The 22,887-nt window shown below is 72.9% G+C and carries 24 protein-coding genes; 12 read left to right on the top strand and 12 right to left on the bottom strand.

What is annotated here, in order from left to right:
• Window positions 1–540 (bottom strand): GNAT family N-acetyltransferase, encoded by a 540-nt coding sequence (locus tag MVA48_RS19785; RefSeq protein WP_246982738.1) that lies wholly within the window; start codon window positions 538–540, stop codon window positions 1–3.
• A 23-nt stretch (window positions 541–563) separates the two neighbouring features.
• Entirely contained in the window at window positions 564–2,063 is a 1,500-nt protein-coding gene (locus MVA48_RS19780) for an insulinase family protein (RefSeq protein ID WP_246982735.1), read from the bottom strand.
• Window positions 2,064–2,178: 115 nt separating this feature from the next.
• On the opposite strand from MVA48_RS19780, the gene MVA48_RS19775 reads away from it, so the two are divergent.
• The 6 genes from MVA48_RS19775 (at window position 2,179) to MVA48_RS19750 (ending at window position 7,048) form a co-directional block, all read left to right on the top strand.
• Entirely contained in the window at window positions 2,179–2,988 is an 810-nt protein-coding gene (locus MVA48_RS19775; RefSeq protein WP_246982734.1) for a purine-nucleoside phosphorylase, read from the top strand.
• Window positions 2,985–3,815, top strand: a complete 831-nt coding sequence (locus MVA48_RS19770; RefSeq protein ID WP_246982732.1) for an NAD-dependent epimerase/dehydratase family protein — start codon at window positions 2,985–2,987, stop codon at window positions 3,813–3,815. The genes MVA48_RS19775 and MVA48_RS19770 overlap by 4 nt, the downstream gene beginning before the upstream one ends.
• A complete protein-coding gene (locus tag MVA48_RS19765) occupies window positions 3,812–5,275 on the top strand; it encodes a phospho-sugar mutase (protein ID WP_246982730.1) in 1,464 nt (487 codons plus the stop codon). The genes MVA48_RS19770 and MVA48_RS19765 overlap by 4 nt, the downstream gene beginning before the upstream one ends.
• Window positions 5,236–5,430: a hypothetical protein gene (locus MVA48_RS19760; RefSeq protein ID WP_246982729.1), complete on the top strand. Its 195-nt coding sequence runs from the start codon at window positions 5,236–5,238 to the stop codon at window positions 5,428–5,430. Before MVA48_RS19765 ends, MVA48_RS19760 begins: the two co-directional genes overlap by 40 nt.
• 116 nt (window positions 5,431–5,546) lie before the next feature.
• Entirely contained in the window at window positions 5,547–6,104 is a 558-nt protein-coding gene (locus MVA48_RS19755) for a DUF6318 family protein (protein WP_246982728.1), read from the top strand.
• Between the two features lie 482 nt (window positions 6,105–6,586).
• On the top strand, window positions 6,587–7,048 hold the full coding sequence (locus MVA48_RS19750; protein ID WP_246982724.1) for a hypothetical protein: 462 nt from the start codon (window positions 6,587–6,589) through the stop codon (window positions 7,046–7,048).
• 5 nt (window positions 7,049–7,053) lie between these two features.
• On the opposite strand, the gene MVA48_RS19745 is transcribed toward MVA48_RS19750, so the two are convergent.
• From MVA48_RS19745 to MVA48_RS19730, 4 genes are all read right to left on the bottom strand, one after another.
• On the bottom strand, window positions 7,054–7,467 hold the full coding sequence (locus MVA48_RS19745) for a DUF805 domain-containing protein (RefSeq protein ID WP_246982722.1): 414 nt from the start codon (window positions 7,465–7,467) through the stop codon (window positions 7,054–7,056).
• A 154-nt stretch (window positions 7,468–7,621) separates the two neighbouring features.
• The gene (locus MVA48_RS19740; protein WP_246982720.1) at window positions 7,622–8,512 is read right to left on the bottom strand and encodes a Gfo/Idh/MocA family protein; all 891 of its coding nucleotides are present in this window, start codon (window positions 8,510–8,512) and stop codon (window positions 7,622–7,624) included.
• A gap of 2 nt (window positions 8,513–8,514) precedes the next feature.
• A complete protein-coding gene (gene upp, locus MVA48_RS19735; protein WP_246982718.1) occupies window positions 8,515–9,138 on the bottom strand; it encodes a uracil phosphoribosyltransferase in 624 nt (207 codons plus the stop codon).
• A 33-nt stretch (window positions 9,139–9,171) separates the two neighbouring features.
• Window positions 9,172–10,404 (bottom strand): HNH endonuclease signature motif containing protein, encoded by a 1,233-nt coding sequence (locus MVA48_RS19730; RefSeq protein WP_371821160.1) that lies wholly within the window; start codon window positions 10,402–10,404, stop codon window positions 9,172–9,174.
• A gap of 176 nt (window positions 10,405–10,580) precedes the next feature.
• On the opposite strand from MVA48_RS19730, the gene deoC reads away from it, so the two are divergent.
• The 5 genes from deoC to MVA48_RS19705 all read left to right on the top strand — a co-directional run bounded on the left by deoC (window position 10,581) and on the right by MVA48_RS19705 (window position 15,883).
• Window positions 10,581–11,576, top strand: coding sequence for a deoxyribose-phosphate aldolase (gene deoC, locus MVA48_RS19725; protein WP_246982716.1), 996 nt, complete (start codon window positions 10,581–10,583; stop codon window positions 11,574–11,576).
• A 3-nt stretch (window positions 11,577–11,579) separates the two neighbouring features.
• A complete protein-coding gene (locus MVA48_RS19720) occupies window positions 11,580–13,025 on the top strand; it encodes an aldehyde dehydrogenase family protein (protein ID WP_246982714.1) in 1,446 nt (481 codons plus the stop codon).
• On the top strand, window positions 13,022–13,894 hold the full coding sequence (locus MVA48_RS19715; protein ID WP_246982712.1) for an aldehyde dehydrogenase family protein: 873 nt from the start codon (window positions 13,022–13,024) through the stop codon (window positions 13,892–13,894). Before MVA48_RS19720 ends, MVA48_RS19715 begins: the two co-directional genes overlap by 4 nt.
• 94 nt (window positions 13,895–13,988) lie before the next feature.
• Complete coding sequence (locus MVA48_RS19710) at window positions 13,989–15,482, top strand: APC family permease (protein WP_246982708.1); 1,494 nt, start codon at window positions 13,989–13,991, stop codon at window positions 15,480–15,482.
• Entirely contained in the window at window positions 15,422–15,883 is a 462-nt protein-coding gene (locus MVA48_RS19705; RefSeq protein WP_246982707.1) for a universal stress protein, read from the top strand. Before MVA48_RS19710 ends, MVA48_RS19705 begins: the two co-directional genes overlap by 61 nt.
• Before the next feature lie 7 nt (window positions 15,884–15,890).
• Here the strand turns inward: MVA48_RS19705 and MVA48_RS19700 are convergent, their stop codons facing one another.
• Entirely contained in the window at window positions 15,891–16,430 is a 540-nt protein-coding gene (locus tag MVA48_RS19700; protein WP_246982706.1) for a DinB family protein, read from the bottom strand.
• Window positions 16,431–16,522: 92 nt separating this feature from the next.
• Here MVA48_RS19700 and MVA48_RS19695 point away from each other — a divergent pair, with 92 nt between their 5' ends.
• Window positions 16,523–17,869 carry a hypothetical protein gene (locus MVA48_RS19695; RefSeq protein WP_246982704.1) on the top strand — a complete coding sequence of 449 codons (1,347 nt, stop codon included), beginning with the start codon at window positions 16,523–16,525 and terminating at the stop codon, window positions 17,867–17,869.
• 56 nt (window positions 17,870–17,925) lie between these two features.
• On the opposite strand, the gene MVA48_RS19690 is transcribed toward MVA48_RS19695, so the two are convergent.
• The 5 genes from MVA48_RS19690 to MVA48_RS19670 form a co-directional block, all read right to left on the bottom strand.
• Window positions 17,926–19,359 (bottom strand): DEAD/DEAH box helicase, encoded by a 1,434-nt coding sequence (locus MVA48_RS19690; RefSeq protein ID WP_246982702.1) that lies wholly within the window; start codon window positions 19,357–19,359, stop codon window positions 17,926–17,928.
• 228 nt (window positions 19,360–19,587) lie between these two features.
• Complete coding sequence (locus tag MVA48_RS19685) at window positions 19,588–20,667, bottom strand: adenosine deaminase (RefSeq protein ID WP_246982700.1); 1,080 nt, start codon at window positions 20,665–20,667, stop codon at window positions 19,588–19,590.
• A 92-nt stretch (window positions 20,668–20,759) separates the two neighbouring features.
• The gene (locus MVA48_RS19680; RefSeq protein ID WP_246982698.1) at window positions 20,760–21,590 is read right to left on the bottom strand and encodes an ABC transporter permease; all 831 of its coding nucleotides are present in this window, start codon (window positions 21,588–21,590) and stop codon (window positions 20,760–20,762) included.
• A complete protein-coding gene (locus tag MVA48_RS19675; protein WP_246982696.1) occupies window positions 21,587–22,483 on the bottom strand; it encodes an ABC transporter ATP-binding protein in 897 nt (298 codons plus the stop codon). The genes MVA48_RS19680 and MVA48_RS19675 overlap by 4 nt, the downstream gene beginning before the upstream one ends.
• A gap of 47 nt (window positions 22,484–22,530) precedes the next feature.
• Window positions 22,531–22,887, bottom strand: a complete 357-nt coding sequence (locus MVA48_RS19670; protein ID WP_246982694.1) for a ribonuclease E inhibitor RraB — start codon at window positions 22,885–22,887, stop codon at window positions 22,531–22,533.

Genomic DNA, 22,887 nt, shown 5'->3' with positions numbered 1-22,887 from the left:
TCAGGGAACGGGTCGCGGGTCCTCCGCCAGCTGGGCGTACATGACGTCGTCGACCGGCCGGCCGCGGTGGACCGACCGCTGGCGGAGCACGCCCTCGGCCCGGTAACCGGCGGACTCGGCGACCCGGCACGAGCCGGTGTTGGCGGGGTCGGCGACCAGCTCGATGCGGCGCAGGCCCAGGTCGTCCAGGGCCCACGCGGTCAGCACGCGCAGCGCCTCCGCCGTGAGCCCTCGCCCGCGGTGCCTCGCGACGGTCCAGTAGCCGGCGACCCCGACGCCGTCCCGCGGCGGGAAGAGCGTCATCGCACCGACGAGTTCCCTCCCGTCGCGCGTATCGACGGCGAACTGTGTCCCGCCGGCCGCCTGCGTGGCTTCCGCCAGCTCGCCCACGAACGCCACGGCGTGCTCGCGCAGGTACGGCACGGGCACCTCCGTCCAGCGCTGGATCTCGGGGTCCTGGCAGGCGGCGAACACCGCGTCCGCGTCGTCCGGGCGCCACGGCCGCAGGCGGACCCGCGGGCCGGAGAGGGAGGACGTCATGCCGCGATCCTGCCTCCGGTCGGTCAGCGCGCTCCCGCCGCCTCCGGTTGCGCGGAGTCCGCGCGCTGCGGCGGGACCTGGACGAAGACGTGCGGCGGCAGCTGCGCGCGGACCGCGTCCACCGCCCGGCGGCCGTACACGTCCTCGTGGACGTCGATGCCGCACAGGTTGCGGCCGACGACGAAGACTCCGTACCCCTGGATCGCCGGCACCGCGGCCTCCACCTCGGGCCAGGGGATGAAGTGCCCGTCGCCGTCGGCGTCCCGGTGGGCGAGGCCGGCCTCGTTGACGACCAGGGTGAGCCGGGCCGCCTTGTGCAGGGCGCGGGCGAGCAGCGAGGGCCGGAAGACCGTTCCCGAGGGCAGCTCGGTCACGGGGCTGCAGAGGTACCCGCGCTCGATGCCGCCGGGCAGCGGGCCCGGGTCGACCTGCTCGGGGACCATGAGGATCGCGTCCGGCCGGCAGGTGCGCAGCGCGGCCGCCACCTGCCCGGGCGTCACCGCGCGCCACCGCTGCGCCCCGTCGGCGGCGGGCCGGAACGGCAGGTCGAAGACCTCGGTGAACGCTGCGCGGCTCAGGTCGGAGAGGGCGACGTCGTCCCCGCTGTCCAGGTGCTCGGCGAAGCCGTCGACGGCGTGCTCGAGCTCGGCCGGCGACGGGCCGTGCTCGCAGAGGTCCAGATACTGCTCCCAGAGCAGTTGCGCGACGGCTGCCTCCTGCCCCTCCCGGGCGTCGACGACGACGGCGACCTCGCGGTGCGCGGGGGCGATGTCGACGATCTCGAGGTCCGCGTGGTAGCTCAGACCGCGCTCCTTGCGGGCCACGTCGCGCATCCGCTCGGCGAGCACGTCGACGCCGACCCCGGTCGCGGCGTCCGCGGGGTCGGAGACCCTGAGCAGCAGACCGGCACCGGCGGCCGGTCCCTGCATCCAGAGGGGCCCGGTCTGCACGCGGACGGGCGGGTGCGGGCGGCTGGGCCGTGGCCCCTCGGGCAGCACGAGCCGCAGCTGCTCCGGGCGGTCGCCGTGCCACATGGCGGCCGCGTTGTCCCGGACGAACCACTTCCGGGCATGCGCGCGGACCGCTTCCTCGGTGAGCCACTCGGGCACCCCGCCGCCCGCCATGGCCAGGCCGGGGCCGTTCAGCCGGAACCGGGCCGCCCACAGGGCTGACGCCGTGGGGTGCGAGCCGGTGCAGTTCTCCGCCTGGAGGACGCCGATCTCCTTGTCCATCCGGTCGAAAGGCGGGTCCGCCAGCGCGGCGCAGACGCCCTCGAGGAAGGCGGCCACGGCGGCCGGGCGGCCGGTCGCGTAGAAGATCGTCGACTCGACGTCGACGGTGGCGTTGGACTCCAGGTGCGACTTGGGCAGCGTGCCCATCACCAGGTGCTCGATGAGATGCGTGATGCCCTGGGTCGCGAAGGTCTCGTCCCGCAGGCCCACTCCGAAGACGAGGGCCGCGGTCGCCCGTGCGGGGCCGGGGGTCGTGAAGAACGGAACGCCGTCGATCTCGATGCGCTGCACGGGGCCAGGGTGCGGGCGCCCGGTCCGGCCCTGGTCGCGGACACGCCCGCCGCGCGAACCACTGGGACGCATGTGCCCCCGGCTTCCTCGTGAGCCGCTGCGTTAGCGTCCCCGCGTGAGCCAGCCTTCCGGACCCGATGCCCAGACCCTCGCCTCTCTCGCGGCCGGTGACCTGACCGCCGCGTTCGGCGGCCCGCACGAGGTGGCGGTCGTGATGGGCTCCGGCTGGGCGCCGGCCGCCGACGCCTTCGGCACCGCGGAGGCCTCCGTGTCGATCGGCGACCTGCCCGGCTTCGCCGCCCCGACCGCCGTGGGGCACGGCGGCGAGGTGCGCTCGGTGCGGGTGGGCGAGCGACGGGTGCTGCTGTTCCTCGGCCGCACGCACTACTACGAGGGTCGGGGCGTCGACCCGGTCGTGCACGGCGTGCGCACCGCGGCCGCGGCGGGCGTGCGGACCGTCGTCCTCACCAACGCGGCGGGCGGGCTGGCCCCCGACCACCGGGTCGGGCAGGCCGTGATCATCAGCGACCACCTCAACCTCACGGCCCGGTCGCCGCTGGTCGGCGCCGACTTCGTCGACCTCACCGACCTGTACTCGGCCCGGCTGCGCTCGCTGGCCCGGGAGATCGACCCGGCTCTGAGCGAGGGCGTCTACGCGGCGCTGCCCGGCCCGCACTACGAGACGCCGGCCGAGATCCGGATGCTGCGGACGCTGGGCGCCGACCTGGTGGGCATGTCGACCGCGCTGGAGGCGATCGCCGCCCGCGCCGCCGGCCTGGAGATCTTCGGGCTGTCGATGGTGACCAACGCGGCGGCCGGCATCACCGGCGAGAAGCTGGACCACGAGGAGGTGCTGGCGGCCGGCAGGGCGGCGGCCGGCCGGCTCGGGCAGTTCCTCGTCGAGTTCGTCCGGCGGCTCCCGTGAGTTCGGTGCTGGTGACCGGTGCGGCCGGGCGGATCGGCACCGTCCTGCGCGGCGGACTGCCCGAGCGTGGCTGGGCGGTGCGCTGCCTCGACGTCGTCCCGGTGCCGGACGAGCGCCCGGGAGAGGAACAGGTGGTCGCCGACGTCACCGACCTGGCCGCCATGGCCGACGCGATGGACGGCGTCGACGCGGTGGTGCACCTGGCCGGCGTCGTGGGCGAATCCACCTGGCCGGCGATCAGCCACGCCAACATCGAGGGCACCTACTGCGTGGTGGAGGCCGCCCGCCGGGCGGGCGTGCGGCGGGTGGTGCTGGCCAGCAGCAACCACGCCACCGGGTTCACCCCGCGCCCGACGGCGGGACCGCTCCGGGAGGTCGACGCGCCGCCCCGGCCCGACACCTACTACGGCGTCGCCAAGGTGACCATGGAGGCTCTCGGTTCGCTGTACGCGGACCGCTACGGCATGGACGTCGTGTGCCTGCGCATCGGCAGCGCGTTCCCCGAGCCGACGACCGTCCGGATGCTCGCCACCTGGCTCTCCCCTGCCGACACCGTGTCCCTGGTCGACGCCGCGCTGCGAGCTCCCGACCCGGGGTTCGCCGTCGTCTGGGGCGTCTCGGCCAACACCCGCAACTGGTGGGACCTCAGCGCCGCCCGCGCGCTCGGCTACGACCCCCAGGACGACGCCGAGGTGTACGCCGAGGCGCTGCTGGAGGCCGAGGGCGAGCCCGACCCGGCCGATCCGGTGCACGCGCGGGTCGGCGGCCAGTACACGCTGCCGGACTTCGACGCCGAGAACGTCGAGGCGGCCGGGGGGCGGCTGTGAGCGTCGCCGAGGCCGCCCGCCTGTGGGCCGAGGCCGACCCGCACGAGGGCGACCGGGCGGAGATCCTCGCCCTCGTCTCCGCCGGCGACACCGCCGAGCTGGAGCGGCGGTTCGCCGGCCCGCTGACCTTCGGGACGGCGGGACTGCGCGGGCCTCTGCGCGCCGGGCCGGCGGGCATGAACGCCGCCGTGGTCACCCGGGCGGCCGCGGGGCTGGGCGCCTGGCTGACCGCCTCCGGGTCTGCCGGTGGCGGCATCGTCATCGGCTTCGACGCGCGCCGGCGGTCCGACGAGTTCGCGCACGTCTCGGCGGCGGTGCTGACCGCCGCCGGTTTCGCGGTGCAGGTGCTGCCCACGGCGTTGCCCACGCCGGTGCTGTCGTTCGCCGTGCGGCACCTGGGCTGCGTCGCCGGGGTCATGGTGACCGCGAGCCACAACCCGCCCGACGACAACGGCTACAAGGTGTACCTCGGGGACGGCGCCCAGCTCGTGCCGCCGGCCGACCGCGAGATCGAGGCCGCGATCGCGGCCGTCGGCCCGGCACGCGAGGTCCCGCTCGCCGACGACTGGCTGACCCTCGGGGACGACGTCGAGGCCGACTACGTGGCCGCCGTGGTGGCCGCGCTCGAGCCCGCACGCGTGCCCTCCCGCGGCGATCTGGTGGTGGCATACACCGCGATGCACGGAGTCGGCGCGGAGACGACGCGCGCGGTGTTCGCCGCCGCCGGGCTCGCCGAGCCGGTGTCGGTACCCGAGCAGGACCGGCCGGACCCGGCGTTCCCGACGGTGGCCTTCCCCAATCCGGAGGAGCCGGGCGCGGTCGACCTGCTCACCGCGCTGGCCGCGCGGGTCGGGGCGGACGTCGCGATCGCCGAGGACCCCGACGCCGACCGGTGCTCGGTGGTGTGCGGCGGGCGCCAGCTGACCGGTGACGAGGTCGGCGCCCTGCTGGCGGACTGGCTGCTGCGCCGAGGTGTGCGCGGAACCTATGCATCGTCGCTGGTCAGCGGGTCCCTGATGCACGTGGTGGCGCAGGCGCACGGCGTGCCGTCGGAGGAGACCCCGACCGGGTTCAAGTGGATCATGCGGGCCGGCTCGGCCTCCGCGCCGCTCGTCTACGGCTACGAGGAGGCGCTGGGGTACTCGGTGGCGCCGTCGGTGGTGCGCGACAAGGACGGCATCTCCGCGGCACTGGCGGTCGCGCTGCTGGCCGCCGAACTGAAGGCGTCCGGCCGCACGCTGCTCGACCGGCTGGACGACCTGGCGCGCGAGCACGGGCTGTTCGTGACCGGGCAGCTGTCGGTGCGCGTCGAGGACCTCACCCTCATCTCCGACGCGATGGCCCGACTGCGGTCAGCCCCCCGGCTGCGCTGCTCGGCCGCAGCGTGGCGTTCGCCGACCTGGCCCTGGAGAGCCCGCCGGTGGACGCGGTGCGCCTGCTCGGGGACGGCGTCCGGGTGATCGTGCGGCCCAGCGGTACGGAGCCGAAGCTCAAGGCGTACCTGGAGACGGTGGTGCCCGTGCACGACGACGCCGGGCTGATCGCCGCCCGCGGACGCGGTGAGGACGAGCTCGACCAGCTGCGCACGGAGATGTCGGCGGCGCTCGGCCTGTAGTGCGGGCCTACGACGCCCGCACTGCCATCGGGTGGTTGTCCACAGGTCCGGATGCAACGGCTTTCCCGCCCTGCGTAGTCTCCGGCCGTTCCGTGATCAACACGAGGGGTGACGGCGTGAATCGGCTCGTGGCACTGCTGGCTGCGGGCCTGGTCGTGCTGGTCGGGTGCTCGCAGAAGCAGGAAGCCAACACCACGCTGCCGCCGACCAGCGCCGCCGAGACGACCGAAGCGCTCCCATCCCGAGGACCGGCCGACATGCCCATGCCGGACGAAGCACGGATGCGGGACGCCGCCGGCGCCGAGGCGTTCGTCCGCTACTACATCGAGCTGATCAACCGCACGTCGACCGTCATGGATGCAGAGCCCCTGCGTGATTTCAGTGACGGCTGCCGCGAGTGCAATCGAATCGCCGACGACACCGACGAGGATGCGGCGGCCGGCTACTCGTACAGGGGCGGCGAGCTGACGATCACCTACATCGAGGCGCGGGAGTCGGATCCCACGAGCGTTTCTTTCACCGCCGATCAAGCCGCCATGACGGTTGTCGATCGCTCCGGACAGCCGGTCGAAGGCCTGGTCTTCGACGCACTTCCCCGACTGTCGTCCGGGGCAACGCTCCGGTGGGACGAACCGATGCAGTCCTGGATCATGGTGGGGCTGACGCTGGGATGACTCAGCGTTGGGCGATCCGCTTGTGCCTCGTCGTGATATGGCTGGTCGCGACCGTGTCCCTCCACATGAGCAGTGGGGCCGCAGCGCCGGGTGATCCGTCTCGCGCAGCGGACGCAGACTGCCGGCGCAGTTGTCCCCGGCCCACCGTCGGGACCGGCGATGGCGTTCTCACCGCCGCACTGGTCACCGCACAGCCGGGCGTTGGCTGGGTTGCCTCGAACGTGGCGCCCGCAATTCCTCCCTACATCTACCGCCTGGTGCACCCATGCATCTGGAGTGACCGGGAAGTGGGTGGTTGCCGACCGAGCGATTTCGTCGAGTGCCCTGCCCCGCAGAGACGAGTGGTCCAGAACTACGTCATCGAGCGACGCCCGCTAGTCATGCCTGGTCCCCGCACGGACGACAACACCCCGTTCGATCCCGACATCGCCGTTGGAACTGCGGTCGGCGATTGGTCCTACATTGGGCGCGGGTGCATCGACGTGACGGCGCTGAACCCGCCGCCGTCCCCAGGGGAGGTCTTCCGGTACTTCCAGGAACTGCCGCTGCCCCTGCTCGCGACCGACCATCAACCGCCGGGTAACGGGCTCGTGGGCCTTCCGGTGATCTTCTACACCGACGACCCGATCACGCAGACGTTCACGCTCGACATCCGCGGTTTCACCGTCGACATCGTCGCGGGCGCCACCGCGTTCACGTGGCACACCGGCGACGGAGGCGACTTCACCACGACCGAGCCCGGTGCGCCGTACCCGGACCACACCATCACGCACGACTACGCCAGCGGCACCTACACCGCCCACCTAACCACCACGTGGGGTGGGACGTTCAGCGTCGACGGCGGGGCCAGCATCGCCGTCCCTGGCACCACCACGACCGACGGGCCACCCGTGTCCTTCACGGTCCTGCAGGCGCGTCCGGTCCTCACGAACCCGTACGACTGAATGGGCTACCGCGTGGCCGACATGCCCTGGGCGGCCATCACCTCTTCGTCGGGTGGGGGGCCGTACCGATTCACCCCACCCTGGCCGACCAGGAACCCGTTCTGGATGAAGACCACCAGCGGCCCCAGGCCGGGCACGAGCAGCCACAACAGCCACCACGCGGAGTGCCCTCTGTCGTGCAGCCGGGCGACGATCGACGTCACAGAGGGTGCGAGGAAGGCCAAGCAGACGGCCAGGCTGAGTGGCCCGCCCGTGTAGGTGTAGATCGACCACCCCTCGCTGGCCGGCGCCGGATAGCCCAGCGAGCTGTCCGCGATGCCCGCAAGGGTGGCCAGGAGCATGAGCGGCAGCGTGTAGTGCAGCCACCACGTCTGGCGGTCGATGCGCCCACGACGGACGTACCACCTGCTGAAGCTCACGCCGCCCCCGTTCCCGCCCTCGGCGGGGGCGCCACGACGAGGATGCCGGTTCGCGTTCCGGAACGGACACCGACACGCGACCCTCTCGCCCGCACGGGTGGGCGCTACAGGACCCCACGAGCGTGCACGACGCCCCTGGAACGGGGGCCGGAGTTCAGCCGGTGACCGACTCCCGGCACCCGGAAGCCAGGGCCCGGGTGGCCGCCTCCAGGACGGCGACGACGTCACGCGCGAACCCGACGTCGCACGCGTGCGTGCCCCGGGTCATCGCGGCCGACTCGAGCTCGTCCACCGCCACGGCGAACGCCTCTGCGGCCACGCCGTCCTCGGGAATCAGCACCAGCCGGCCGGCGTCGCCGTGCACGAAGAACTCTGTGCCGGCGCTCATCGGCGCGACCGTGTGGGACACCGTCACGGTCGAGGCGACACCCGACGAGTGCGTCAGGACCAGGTGGACGGTGTCCCGCAGTCCCGCGCCGGCCTGCACGGAGACGACCGGCCCGAGCGCGGGGACGAGCACCGACAGCGCATGCGGACCGATGTCCCACAGGGCGCCGTGCTCCTTGCGCCAGGGCGAGTCGTCGAACGGCGAGCCGGCCAGCGCCGACAGCCAGGATCCGTGACCGCCCGCGAGCCGGGTCCGGGCCGCCTGCTCCAGCCACGCCGCCGTCCCCGGACGGAAGCGGAACGTGAAGAACACGACCGACGCGATCTTGGCGTCGTGCACCGCGGCCACCAGCCGATCGGCGTCGGCGAGGTTCAGCGCGATCGGCTTCTCCAGCAGCAGATGCTTCCCCGCCGTGGCGGCCCGCAGCGCCAGCTCCACCTGGACGTCGGGCGGCACGGCGATCGACACGGCGTCCACCTGCGACAGCAGGTCGTCGACGTCGGCGAATCCGGGCACCTCGTACTGGGCGCCGACCGCCTTCGCCTTGGCGACGTCCCTGCCCCACACCCCGACCAGTTCCGCCGACGGGTGCTCGGCCAGCGTGGCGGCGTGGATCTTGTCCGCCCAGAAGCCGGTGCCGAGCACCCCGAACCGCATGGTCAGACCGCGCCGAACTGACGGTCGCCGGCGTCGCCGAGCCCGGGGACGATGTAGGCCTTGTCGTTGAGGCCCTCGTCGACGCTGGCAGTGAACACCCGCAGCGGCAGTCCGCTCTCCTCCAGCCGGCGCAGGCCCTCGGGCGCGGCCAGCGTGCACAGCACGGTGATCTCGGTAGCGCCGCGCTCGGTGAGCAGCCCGCAGCAGTGCACCAAGGAGCCGCCGGTCGCGAGCATCGGGTCGAGCACGAACACGTGCCGGCCGACCAGCGATTCCGGGAGGGAGGCCATGTACGCCTCCGGCTGGAAGGTGTCCTCGTTGCGCGCGAGCCCGACGAAGCCCATCTGCGACTCCGGCAGCATCCCGTGCGCGGTGTCAGCCATGCCGAGGCCCGCCCGAAGCACCGGCACGATCAGCGGCGGCGACGCGAGCCGGTACCCCGTCGTGGCGGTCACCGGCGTCTGGATCGGCTCCTCGGCGATCTCCAGGTCACGGGTTGCTTCGTAGACGAGCATCTGGGTGAGCTCGCGCAGGGCGGCCCGGAACATGGCGTTGTCCGTGCGCTCGTCCCGCATCCGGGTGAGGCGGGCGCGGGCCAACGGGTGGTCGACGACGGTCAGCTGCACGCGCGACACCGTATCGGCAGCACTCTGCAGAGATCAGATGAGCAGGGGTTGGCCGATGAGGATCTCGGTGCCGTCGGGGCGGTAGGTGCGCCATCGGCCGTCGGGTGGTCGTTCGACGCGGAAGCCGTGGTGGACCTTGGTGTGATGGCGTTCGCAGAGCAGGGCGGAGTTCTCCAGGTTGGTGTCGCCGCCGTCGGCCCAGTGCACGAGGTGGTGGACATCGCACCAGTGGGTGGGGGCGCCGCAGCCGGCGAAGACGCAGGACCGGTCGCGGTGCTCGACGGCGCGCCGCAGCGCCTTGGGCACGACGCGGTGGCTCCGGCCGTAGTCCAGCGGGGCGCCGTCGGGACCGAACACGATCCGGGTGATGTCGCCGTCACAGGCCAGCATGCGGGCCCGCGCGGCGGAGATCAGCGCGCCGAACCCCATCCGGCCCGCGGCCGGACCGGTCGCCGGGTCGACCAGGTCGTCGATGTCGATGGTGACCGCCACCTGGGGTTTGGCGGTGCGCAGGATCGGCAGGTCGCCGGCGGCCAGGGCGTTGTCGGCCAGCTGGACCAGCGCGTCGGCCTGCTGCTGGGCGCGGGAGCGGCCGTCGCCGAGCGGCCGGTTGGCCTGCACGATCGACTCCAGCGCCGCCTGCACCCGCTCCCCGGCCACGGCGTCGAGCTCGAACCGGCCGCTGACCGAACCGTCGGCATGCTGGACGATCGACAGCGACCGCCCCTCGGTGGGGTCCGGCTCCGGGCCGTCGGGATCGAGGTGGGCCAGGTAGCGCTGCACCACCTGGGCGAGTTCGCCGGGCTGCTGGGAGGCGGCGACCTCGGCCAGCACCCGGTCCACCCCGGCGAGGTCGACGCCGGCCGCTGCGGCGGCGGCCACGTGCTCGGGACGGGTGATCGGGGCGATGACCGCAACGGCGTCGGCGGTGATCGCGCCGGCGGCGAAGCCCGCGGCCACCGCGGGCAGCAGCTCCAGCGCCCGGCCGGTGCGCACCAGCTGACCGGCGGCCGCCGGGGCGAGCAGGGCGTGCCCGCGCAGCCAGGACTGCATGGTCTTCTTCCCGTCGTGCTCGGCCGCCTGGGTCAGCTCGCCCTCCCGCACGTGGCGGGTCAGCTGCGCGGTCAGCCGGTTCGACGCCCGCACCAGCCGGCCGAGCCGTTCGAGCACCTGGGGCCCGAACATGCCCTTCAGGTCCTGGGCGGCCAGGGCGTCGAGGTCGGCCTCCAGCGCCGCCAGCACATCACCCGAACCGTCCGAACACACGTACGAAGAATACCGGTCCCAGCCCGGTCCCGCAGCGCGAATCCCCAGGTCACAACGTTGTCCACAGTTCGCCCACCACCCTTGCGCGGCGTGGCACGACCGACTCTCTGTCGCACTCCTGCTCCAGCCGAGTGAGCACTGTCCGGGATGTCGTCCGCGCAGGGGATGATGGCCGCATGACCCACGTGCTCGACCCCGACGCGCTGTCGGCGGATGCCCGGGCGGCGACCCCGCCCGTGGATCCGTACAGCGACGTCACGCGCTCCGACGCGGCCTTCCGCGCCTTCCTCCACGGCCTCCCCGGGGTCGACCAGGTCGGCGCCGAGTCGCGGGTCGCAGTCCTCGGCACCCGGTCGATCAAGACGACCGCCAAGGCCTGGGCGATCGACACCGCCATCTCCATGGTCGACCTGACCACCCTCGAGGGGGCCGACACCCCCGGCAAGGTGCGCAGCCTGGCCGCCAAGGCCAAGCACCCCGACCCGGGCGACGCGACCGTCCCGCACGTCGCCGCCGTCTGCGTGTACGGCGACCTGGCCGGTATCGCGAAAGAGGCGCTGGCCGGCACGGACATCCACATCGCCGCCGTCGCCACCGCCTTCCCGAGCGGGCGAGCGAGCCGCGAGGTCAAGATCGCCGACGTCCGGGACGCCGTGTCCAACGGCGCCGACGAGATCGACATGGTCATCGACCGCGGCGCCTTCCTGGCCGGCCGCTACCTCGACGTCTACGAGGAGATCGTCGCCGTCAAGGAGGCATGCGGGGAGGCGCACCTCAAGGTCATCCTCGAGACCGGCGAACTGGTCACCCTCGACAACGTCCGCCGGGCGAGCTGGCTGGCCATGCTCGCCGGCGGCGACTTCATCAAGACCTCGACCGGCAAGATCCAGCCCGCGGCCACCCTGCCGGTGTGCCTGGTCATGCTCGAGGCCGTGCGCGACTTCCGCGCCGCGACCGGCAAGCAGGTCGGCGTGAAGCCGGCCGGCGGCATCAGGACGACCAAGGACGCCATGAAGCACCTGGTGCTGGTCAACGAGACCGCCGGTCCCGACTGGCTGACACCCGACTGGTTCCGCCTCGGCGCCTCCAGCCTGCTCAACGACCTCCTGCTGCAGCGGCAGAAACTGCGCACCGGCCACTACAGCGGCCCCGACTACGTCACGGTGGACTGACGCATGACCAGCCCGTTCCAGTACGCCCCCGCCCCCGAGTCCCGGTCCATCGTCGACATCGCGCCGTCCTACGGCCTGTTCATCGACGGTGAGTTCGTCGACGGCACCGGCGAGGCGTTCAAGTCGGTCAACCCGGCCACCGAGGAGGTGCTGACCGAGGTCTCCGCCGGCAGCGCCGCCGACGTCGACCGGGCGGTCGCCGCCGCCCGGCGCACGTTCACGAGGACCTGGGGCCCCATGCGCCCGGCCGACCGCGGCAAGTACCTGTTCCGCATCGCCCGCCTGCTCCAGGAGCGCGCCCGCGAGTTCGCCGTCCTGGAGTCGCTGGACAACGGCAAGCCGATCCGCGAGTCGCGGGACGTCGACATCCCGCTGGCCGCGGCGCACTTCTTCTACCACGCGGGCTGGGCCGACAAGCTCGACCACGCAGGCCTGGGCCCCAACCCGCGCCCGCTCGGCGTGGCCGGCCAGGTCATCCCGTGGAACTTCCCGCTGCTGATGCTCGCGTGGAAGGTCGCCCCGGCGCTGGCCACCGGCAACACCGTCGTCCTCAAGCCGGCCGAGACCACTCCACTCTCCGCGCTGCTGTTCGCCGAGATCTGCCAGCAGGCGGACCTGCCCCCGGGTGTCGTCAACATCGTTCCCGGTGCCGGCGACACCGGCCGCGCCGTCGTCGAGCACGGGGACGTCGACAAGGTCGCGTTCACCGGTTCGACCGAGGTCGGCAAGCAGATCGCCCGCGCCGTCGCGGGCACCCGCAAGAAGCTCACCCTCGAGCTCGGCGGCAAGGCCGCCAACATCGTCTTCGACGACGCCCCGATCGACCAGGCCGTCGAGGGCATCGTGCAGGGCATCTTCTTCAACCAGGGCCACGTCTGCTGCGCGGGCAGCCGCCTGCTGGTGCAGGAGAACATCCACGACGAAGTGATCGCCTCGCTGCAGCGGCGGATCGGCACCCTGCGCGTCGGCGACCCCCTCGACAAGAACACCGACATCGGCGCCATCAACTCCGCCGACCAGCTCGCCCGCATCCGGGAACTGTCCGACTACGGCGTCGCCGAAGGCGCCCAGCGCTGGCAGCCCGCCTGCGACCTGCCCGAGCGCGGCTTCTGGTTCCCGCCGACGGTCTTCACCGACGTCTCCCCCGCCCACCGGATCGCCCGCGAGGAGGTCTTCGGCCCGGTCCTCTCCGTGCTGACCTTCCGGACGCCGGACGAGGCGGTCGCCAAGGCCAACAACACCACCTACGGGCTGTCGGCCGGCATCTGGACCGAGAAGGGCTCGCGGATCCTCAAGATCGCCAACCAGCTGCGCGCCGGCGTCGTGTGGGCCAACACGTTCAACAAGTTCGACCCGACCTCGCCGTTCGGCGGCTACAAGCAGTCCGGCTACGGCCGTGAGGGCGGCCGGCACGGGCTGGCCGCCTACCTGAAGGGTGCTGAGAAGTGATCGGCAGCGAGCGCCTCGCCGTCCGCAAGACCTACAAGCTCTACGTCGACGGCGCCTTCCCGCGGTCGGAATCCGGCCGCAGCTACGAGGTCACCGACGCCAAGGGGCACTTCCTCGCCAACGCCGCGTGGGCCTCCCGTAAGGACGCCCGTGACGCCGTCGTGGCAGCGCGCGGCGCCTTCGGCAAGTGGTCGGCGATGACCGCCTACAACCGCGGGCAGGTGCTCTACCGGGTGGCCGAGGTGATGGAGGGCCGGCACGTCCAGTTCTGCGAGGAGGTCGCCGCCGGAGAGGGCCTGTCCGCCTCCAAGGCACGCGCCGCCGTGGACGCCGCCGTCGATCGCTGGGTCTGGTACGCGGGCTGGACCGACAAGCTCGCGGCGGTGCTCGGCGGGGCCAACCCCGTCGCCGGGCCGTACTTCGACTTCTCCATGCCCGAGCCGACCGGGGTCGTCGCCGTCCTGGCGCCGCAGCAGTCCTCCCTGCTCGGCCTGGTCAGCGTGCTCGCCCCGGTCCTCGCCGGTGGCAACACCGCCGTCGTCGTGACGTCGAAGGAGCGGCCGCTGCCCGCGGTCACCCTGGCCGAGGTGCTCGCGACCAGCGACGTGCCGGCCGGGGTGGTCAACATCCTCACCGGTGACGCCGGCGAGCTGGGCTCGTGGCTGGCCGAGCACGCCGACGTCGACGCCATCGACCTCACCGGTGCGCCGGAGCGGCGGGCGATGGAGTTCGAGCGCGAGGCGGCCGGCACGGTCAAGCGCGTCGTCCGCCCGCCCGCGATCGAGCCCGACTGGACGGCCGACCCGGGACTCAGCCGCCTCACCCCGTTCCTCGAGACCAAGACGGTGTGGCACCCCATCGGGGTCTGACAGGACGGACCTCGGCTTCGCCGGGCAGCGGAGCGCCGGTGGCGGCAGGATCAGCCGTCACCACGCCCACGCTCGACGACGGAACGAGGCACCCGTGGCCGAACCTCGCACCACCACGGCCGACGACCAGGCCGGCGGTCTCCGGAGGTCGATCACCGGGAAGCAGCTGTTCTTCTACACGCTGGGCGACGTGCTCGGCTCCGGCATCTACGTCCTGATCGGTCTGGTCGCAGCCGCCGTCGGCGGCGCGTTCTGGATCGCCTTCGCCCTCGGCGTCACCGTCGCGGCCATCACGGGGGCGGCATACGCCGAGCTGGTGACCAAGTACCCCCAGGCCGCCGGCGCCGCGCTCTACGTCAAGAAGGCCTTCGGCAGCACGGCGCTGACCTTCCTGGTCACCGTGTCGTTCCTGTCGGCCAGCTTCGCGGCGTCGGGGTCCCTGGCGACCGGTTTCGCCTCCTACTTCGCCACCGTGTGGGACGGTCCGCCGGCCCTGCTGGTGTCGCTGGTCTTCCTGCTGGCGCTGGTGGTCGTCAACTTCATCGGCATCACCGAGTCGGTCGTGATGAACATGCTGATGACCTTCGTCGAGGTCGCCGGTCTGCTCATCGTGATGTTCATCGGCATCTGGTACGTCGTCCAGGGCGATGCCGACTTCGGCGTCCTGGCCGACATCAGCGTCTCGGGCAACCCGGCGCTGGCCGTCCTGGCCGGCATCGCGTTCTCGTTCTTCGCGATGACCGGCTTCGAGAACACGGCCAACGTGGCCGAGGAGACCATCGACCCCCACCGGGCCTTCCCGCGGTCCCTGGTCGGCGGCATGGTCGTCGCCGGCGTGGTCTACGTGCTCGTCTCCATGGCAGCCGCCCTGACCGTGCCCGTCGACCAGCTGGCGAGCTCCGACGCGGCCCTGCTCGAGGTCGTGAGGCAGGGCATCCTGCCGTTCTCCACCGACGTCATGACCACGCTGTTCTCGATCATCGCGCTGATCGCGATCACCAACACCACGCTCGTCACGATCGTCACGCAGCCGCGCATCCTCTACGGCATGGCCAAGGAGGACGTCGTCCCCGGCGTCTTCGCCACGATCCATGCCACCCGCCGCAGCCCCTGGGTCGGGCTGCTCTTCAGCGCCGGGGTGGTCGCGGCGCTCCTGATCACCGGGCCCCATCGTGCTCGAGGCCGGTGGTGGCATCGACCTGGTCAACCGGCTGGCCCTGGTGACGGTGGTCTTCCTCCTGGCCATCTACGCCCTCGTGATCGTCGCCTGCCTCAAGCTGAGGGGTCAGGACGAGGACGAACGCACGTTCCGGGCCAGCACACCGCTGCTGGTCGTCGGGCTGCTCGGCAACCTGGCCATCCTCGGGTTCTCCATCTACGACGACCCGGCCTCGCTGCTGTGGTGCGCCGGCCTCGTCGCCGTCGGCGTGGTGCTGTTCCTCATCGAGTACACGCTCGGCTCGCGGAACCGCCCAGCGGGCACCCGCCGCGGCGACCCCGAGGCCACGTGCCGGACGGGAGCCTGAGATGCAGGTCGTCGTCGCCACCGACGGGTCGCCGCAGTCACTGGCCGCTGCCCGCCACCTGATGTCCTTCGCGGACCCGGGGAAGATCACCGCGATCGCGGTGGTGGCCGTGATCCGGCCGCTGGCCTCCGTGGCCTTCGCCGACGAGATCTCCGAGTCGCAGCAGCACCGGGCCGGCGAGTGGACGGGCAGCTTCCGGGAGGCGGCGCAGGGCGCCGTCGATGCGGTGGCGGCCGTGTTCGACGGCTGGGGGCCGAGGATCGACAAGCAGGTCCGCAGCGGCTCGCCCGCGGCCGAGATCATCCGGGCCGCGGAGGAGGTCGACGCCGGGCTGGTCGTCGTGGCGGCCGGCGGCCGCGGGATCTCCGACGCGATCCTCATCGGCAGCACCGCCCAGCGCGTCCAGCACTACGCGCCGTGCCCCGTGCTCGTCGTCCGCCCCGCGCCGCGGCCGAAGGCCTGAGCTGGCGCTACTCCCCCGTCTCGCCGTCCACCGACTCGCGGAGCAGGTCGGCGTGTCCGTTGTGCCGCGCGTACTCCTCGATCATGTGGACGACGATCCACCGCAGACTGGGCCGCTGACCGTCGGGCCAGCTGCGGCTCGCCGGACGGTCGAGCCCACCGGCGGCCAGCGCGTCGGCGGTCAGCGCGCGCGAGCGGTCGACGGCGGCCTGCCAGAGGGCCCGGAGCCCCTCCGGCGAGTCGTCGGCTGCGGTGCGCCACTCCCAGTCCGGGTCGGCGGCCCAGTCGACGGCGTCGAACGGCGGGTGCCGGTCGTTGCCGTGCAGCGACCGCGAGAACCACCCGTCCTCGACCAGCGCCATGTGCTTGAGCAGCCCCCCGAGGGTCATCGTCGAGACGCCGACCGTCGCGCGCAGGCCCGCCGCGTCCAGGCCCCGGCTCTTCCACTCGAGCGTGGCGCGCTGGAAGTCCAGGAACCCGAGGAGGGTGGCGGTCTCGTCGGCCGCCACCGGCGGCTCGGGGCGGCCCTGGTCGTCGATCACCGTCATGCACCGGGACGCTACCTGCGCAGACGGCCCGCGAGAGGGGGTCGTCGGGAACCCTGGCGCGCGCGTCCAGGGGGACCGGGCAGGATGTGCGCGTGGCCAGGCCCAGCATCGTCCCGATCGCACTCACCCTCGATGACCGCACCGGCTACACCCTGTGGGCCCCACCCTGGGAGGAGGACGGTGAGGAGTGGCAGGCGTTCCTCGGCACCACCGAGGGGGACGTCGCGAAGGTGCATCTCTTCCCCTCACCCGCGGCACTCGCGGCGTTCTGCCGCACCAGCACCGACCACGACCTCGCCGACCACCCGGTCTGGCCGGTCGTGCAGGGCCTCGGCGCCGCTGACCTGACCCCGGACGACGACCACCGCTACGACCTCGACGGCGTGTACGACATCGCCGCCGAGAGCCCCGACCGCTGGGCGGTCGAGGAGCTCGCCGCGACGATCGACATCGTCAGCCGGCTCGCCGAGTGCCTCGACACCAGCGCCGAACCCGAGGACGACGACCTCGACGAGCCCGACGGCCAGTTCGAGGCCGTCGCCGAGCTGGCGGGCAAGCCCGAGATCGGGTCGCTGGGCCTCGGCGCGGAGGCCTTCGCCGGGCGCTCGGGCGAGGACGCCTGGCTCGGCGTGGGGGGCGTCCTCGACGAGCTGTGGGAGGACGTCGTCGAGGAGCTCTCCGAGCACCTGGACTGGACCGGCGCCGGCTCCACCACGCTCGACGCCTATCCGGCCGCTTCCGAGGCGGAGGAGCTCGGCGCCGAGGACCTCCCCGACGACGTCGTGCTGGTGGACGACGACGAGCCCGAGGCAACTGGGCCTGCGGCCGGTGTGCGCACGATCGCCCGCGGCGGCCGGATCAGCGCGTCGCCCGCCGAGGTGGCCGAGGCCGGCCGGTTCTGGGAGTCGGTCGGCATCCTGCCGGTGGAGGTGGTGGTCCCCGAAGGGGCCGGCGTCACGCTCCGCTGCTACGTCGAGGACGTCGCCCGGTTCCTCGGCCGCGACGGCGAGGTGTTCCTGTTCGACGGTCCCGAGGCGCTCGCCCGCTTCTGTAAGGGCACCGAGGACCACGACCTGACCGAGATCGCCTCGTGGCCCGAGGTGGCCGACACCGACGTCCGAGCGCTGCCGGCCGACCAGGACCGCTACGACCTGACCGAGCTGTCCGAGGTCCTGGCGGAGGTCGCCGACGGCGCTGCCGGCCTCGTCGACCACCGCGCGTTCGCCCAGCCCGTCGAGGGGGCCCGCGACCTGGCCGAGTACGGCGGACTGGCCCGGGTCGAGGAGCTGCTGGCCCCGGCGTCACCCCTCGGCCAGGCCATCGCCCGGGGCGAGGCGAATCCGGGCGCCACGCTGCGCGCCGAGGACGCCGCCGTGCTCCGCCCCCTCTGGGACGAGGTCGTCACCCAGGTCGGGGGAACCCTGGTCTTCCGCGACTGAACGACAGCGGCCGGCCCCGGGGATCCCGGGACCGGCCGCTGCGGCGTTCTCGTGTGCTAGCTGCTGTGGCGCGAGGGCCGACCGGAGCTGCGGTGACGGTCGCCGTAGGGGCGGTCGCCGGCCGGGCGCGGCTTGTCGCCGAACGACCGGCGCGGGCCGCCGCGGTGGCCGCCCGGACGATCGCCGTCCCGACGCGGACGGCCACCAGGGCCACCGCCGCCGCGCCGCATGTCGCGCTGCGTGCGCTCCTTCGGCTCGACGTGGACGCCGGAGGCGACCAGCTCGGCGATCGCCGGGTCGCCGGGGCGGATCCGGTCGACGCGCGGGTCGAGCTTCGCCGACCGGTAGCGGCGCTTGGCCTGGCCGACCTGGTCGGGCAGGAGCAGCGAGACGACCAGACCCGCGGCACCGGCACGCGCCGTGCGGCCCGAGCGGTGCAGGTAGGTCTTCACGTCGTTCGGCGGGTCGTAGTGCAGGACCAGCGAGACGTCGTCCACGTGGATGCCGCGGGCGGCGACGTCGGTGGCCACGAGCACCGGCGAACGGGCGTCGGTGAACTCCTCCAGGGCCCTCCGGCGCGCGGACTGCGGCAGCCCGCCGTGGATCGCCTCGGCCTTGATGCCGGCCGCCTTGAGGTTCTCGGTCAGCCGGTCGACGCCCAGCTGGGTGCGGGCGAAGACGATCGTCCGGCCGGGGCGACCGGCCAGTTCGGTGGCGACCTGCAGCTTGTCGCGGAAGGCGAGGCTGAACGCCAGGTGCTCGGCGGGCGGGGCGTCGTCGCCGGCGCGCTTGACCTCGTGCCGGGCCGGGTCCTCGAGGTACCGGCGCACGAGCGCGTCGACCTCCCCGTCCAGGGTGGCCGAGAACAGCAGCCGCTGCGCGTCGGGGACGGTCTGGTCCAGGAGCTCCTTGACGACCGGGAGGAAGCCCAGGTCGGCCATGAAGTCGGCCTCGTCGAGCACCGTGATGACGACCTCGGCGAGGGTGGCCTCGCCCTGGCTGATCAGGTCCTGCAGCCGGCCGGGAGTGGCGATGACGACGTCCACGCCGCGGCGCAGCTGCTGGATCTGGCGGTACATGGGCGCGCCGCCGTAGACGGTGGCGAGCTGCACGCCGGTGGCCTGGCCGAGGGGCGCCAGGTTGTCGTGCACCTGCTGGGCGAGTTCACGGGTCGGCACGAGCACCAGGCCGCGTGGCGCACGGCGGCCGTGGCGGACGTCCTCGGCCAGGCGGGCGAGCAGCGGCAGGCCGAAGGCGAGGGTCTTGCCCGAGCCGGTGGCGGCCTTGCCGAGCACGTCGCGGCCGGCGAGTGCGTCGGGTAGCGCAGAGGTCTGGATGGCGAAGGGGTGGCGGATGCCGCGGCGCTCGAGCGCGGTCACCAGCAGCTGGGGCAGGCCGAGCTGGCCGAAGGTCGGGCCGGTGGGCTCGACCGTCTTCTCGATGTTCTCGGTGGTGTTCGACTCGAAGGACACAGGGTGGACCAACGTCATGCGGGGTGGGGCTCCGTAACAGCGTCGGAGCGCGTCCCGTGGAAAGGAGGGGACGGCGGGATGCCGGCGTCCTCACTGGCGATCGCAACTGCCCGGCAGGGCACTGGATCAGCACGGATGCGCTCGTGCCCGGGCGAACCGCCCGGGAGGATGACCGGCCGATGTGCCGGTTCACCTACCGTAGCAGCGAAGATCGCATCGGGATTCCCCGATCGGGGGTGGCCGCGATCACCCCTCGCGCAGCTGCGCGTATGCCGGTCGCAGAACCTCGTCGCGCAGCCGCTTCCGCTCGGTGTCGCTGGTGAACGCGGCCGCGAGTGCACGCTCGGTGACCGTCTGGACGTCGTCCCACGTCCAGTCGAACGTGCGGGCCACGTCGGTGAACTCGCTGCTCGCGGAGACGCCGCTCATCAGCCGGTTGTCGGTGTTCATCGTGACCGCGAAGCCGAGCCGGTGCAGCCGGTCGACGGGGTGCTCGGCGAGCGAGGGGAACGCGCCGGTCTGCACGTTCGAGGTCGGCGCCACCTCCAGCGGCACCTGCTCGTCGCGGACCCGCTGCGCGAGCGGCCCGAGCGTGCCGTCGGCGGCGACGTCGTCGATGATCCGGACGCCGTGCCCGAGCCGCTCGGCACGTGCGCCGTCGAGCGCCGACTTGATGCTCGCGATGTTGAAGGCCTCGCCGGCGTGGATCGTCCGGTGCGCCCCGGCGCGGTCGAGGATCGCGATCGCCGCGGGGATCCGGTCCGCGGGGAAGCCGTCCTCCGGCCCGGCCAGGTCGAAGCCCACGACGCCGGTGTCCCGGTAGCGGACGACGAGGCCCGCCACCTCCTCCCAGCGGTCGTTCTGCCGCATGGCGCACAGCAGCGAGCCCATGACGATGGGCGTCCCTGCCGCGGCGGCCTCGGCGCTGCCCGCCCGGAAGCCGTCGAGGATCGCCTCGACGGCCTCCTCGATCGGCGTGCCGCCGGCGGTGAGCAGCTCCGGCGCCATGCGCACCTCGGCGTAGACGACGCCGTCCGCCGCCAGGTCGAGCGCGCACTCGCGGGCCACCCGCTGTACTGCATCCGGGCGCTGCATCACGCCGACGGTGTGCGCGAAGGTCTCCAGGTAGCGCACGAGCGACCCCGAGTCGGCCGCCTCCCGGAACCAGCGGCCCAGGCGCTCGGGGTCGGACTCCGGCAGCTCGGTGTAGCCGGTCAGGTCGGCGAGTTCCAGCACCGTCTGCGGACGCAGACCGCCGTCCAGATGGTCGTGCAGGAGCACCTTGGGCGCGCGGACGAGGTTCTCGGCGTTCAGCGGAGCGGGCACAGGGTGAAGTTACCGGGAGCACCCGGCCGATCCGCCGTGTCGCGAGGAGTGGGCCGGGGACGGCACGTGGCCGCGGTGACGTCCGGGGGACGTCACGGCGCACGGTCCTGCCAGCGGAAGGTGGAGACGCACAGCAGCAGCCCGGCGGCGCACCACAGGCCCAGCACGAGCGCCACTCGGCCGAGCTCCCAGGACCCCGCGGGCTCCAGGGCCGCCAGCTCGTCGGGGAGGAACACCGACCGCAGGCCCTGCGCCATCCACTTGAGCGGGAAGATCGCGGCCACGGTCTGCAGCCACTCGGGCACCTGGCTGAACTGGAAGAAGACGCCGGAGATGAACTGCAGCACCAGCGCGATCGGCGTGACGGTGGCGGAGGCGGACCGGCCGTTCTTCGCCAGGCTGGAGATGGCGATGCCCAGCAGCGTGCAGGCCGCCGAACCGAGCGCGGTCACCCAGAGGAAGGTCAGCCAGTCGCTGCCGCTCGGCAGGTCGACGCCGTAGAACACCGTCGCCACGAGCAGCAGCACGACCACGATCGCCACGGTGACGACGAGGACCTGCACGACCTTGCCCACGAAGTAGGCGTGCTTCGGCATGGGCGTGCCCACCAGGTGCTTGAGCGTTCCGTCGGAGCGCTCCGTGGCGATGCTGATCGCCATGTTCTGCAGGCTCGCGCCGAGGATCCCGGCCGCGATGATCCCCGCGGCGAACAACTGGGTGAAGCGGACGCTGACGCCACTGGCCGTGGTGATCCGGTAGTCGAGGATCGCGCCGAAGACCAGCAGGAGGATCACCGGGAACGCCAGCGTGAAGACCACGGACTCCCGCTGCCGGAAGAACTCCTTGAGCTCCACCGAGGAGCGGGTCCGGTAGACGCTGGCCAGCGACGGCAGCGCGGTCCGATGATCGCGGACGACGGTCATGCCGGCTCCCCGATCATGCGCAGGTAGACGTCCTCGAGCGTGGGGCGGGCGACCACCAGCTCCGGCACCTCGCCCGGGAAGCGCGCGGCCAGCTGCTGCACGAACGCGGTCGGGGCGTCGGTGGCCTGGCTGCGGCGGACGCCGTCCTCGGTCCAGCTCACGACGGCCGGTGCCGACTTCCGCCCACCCAGGGCAGCAGGCAGCGCCACCTCCACCAGGCGCCCGCGAGCGATGACCCCCACCCGGTCGGCCAGCGCCTCGGCCTCGTCCAGGTAGTGCGTGGTCAGCAGCATCGTCGTCCCGAGGTCGCGGAGGTCGCGGATCAGGCCCCAGAACTGTCGCCGCGCCTCGGGGTCGAAGCCGGTGGTCGGCTCGTCGAGGAAGAGCAGGGAGGGTCCGCCCACGATGCCGAGAGCGACGTCGAGCCGCCGCCGTTGGCCGCCCGAGAGCGACCGGCCCTTGGCGCGGGCCTTGTCGGTGAGGCCGACCAGCTCCAGCACCTCGTCGGGATCCCGGGGCTCCGGGTAGTACGACGCCTGCGCGCGCACCAGCTCGCGGACCGTCAACTGGCTGTCACCGGCGCCGGACTGCAGCACGATGCCGATCTGCGCCTTCCAGCGCCGTCCGCCGCCGGCCGGGTCCTCCCCGAGCACGCGCACCTCACCGGCGTCGCGCCGGCGGTAGCCCTCGCAGATCTCCACAGTGGTCGTCTTCCCCGCCCCGTTGGGCCCCAGCAGCGCGAAGATCTCGCCGCGGTGGATGTCCAGGTCCAGCCCGTCGACGGCGACGAAGCCGCCGTACCGCTTGACGAGGCCGCGCACGGAGATGGCGGCGTCGGGGTCCACCGGCCCGGCCGGAAGCCGCACGGCGGCGGCAGCAGACGGAGTGGTCACGGGGATCCAGTCTCCACCCTGCTGCGGCACGACCGGCGGTGGGGCGGTCAGACGCTGGCTTCCCAGCCGTCGTAGTCCCCGCCCGGCACGCGTGCCGCGACGCCCTCGAAGAGCTCCCGTGCGGCGACGACCGCTTCCGGCGAGACGACGACGTCGTGCTTCTCGGCGATCACCACCCACCCCGGCCCTTCGGCTGCCTCGTCGACGCGGTCGATGACCCAGCCCGCGGCCTCGATCTCACCCGCCGCGACGCGCGCTGCGGCCTCGTCGCCGACGTAGAGGTAGTGGACCCAGTGGCGGCCGGCGCTGAGATCGCTCTGAGTGGCCAGTTGCTCCAGCAGCATGTCGTCCCCGGCATGCCCGGTCGTCGGGAACCGGGCATGCCGACGCCGCAGGAATCTCAC

This window comes from Blastococcus sp. PRF04-17, from assembly GCF_023016265.1.
Classification (GTDB): Bacteria; Actinomycetota; Actinomycetes; order Mycobacteriales; family Geodermatophilaceae; genus Blastococcus_B.
Note: the sequence above shows the minus strand (reverse complement) of the source record. Positions and strands in the feature narration are given on the sequence as shown.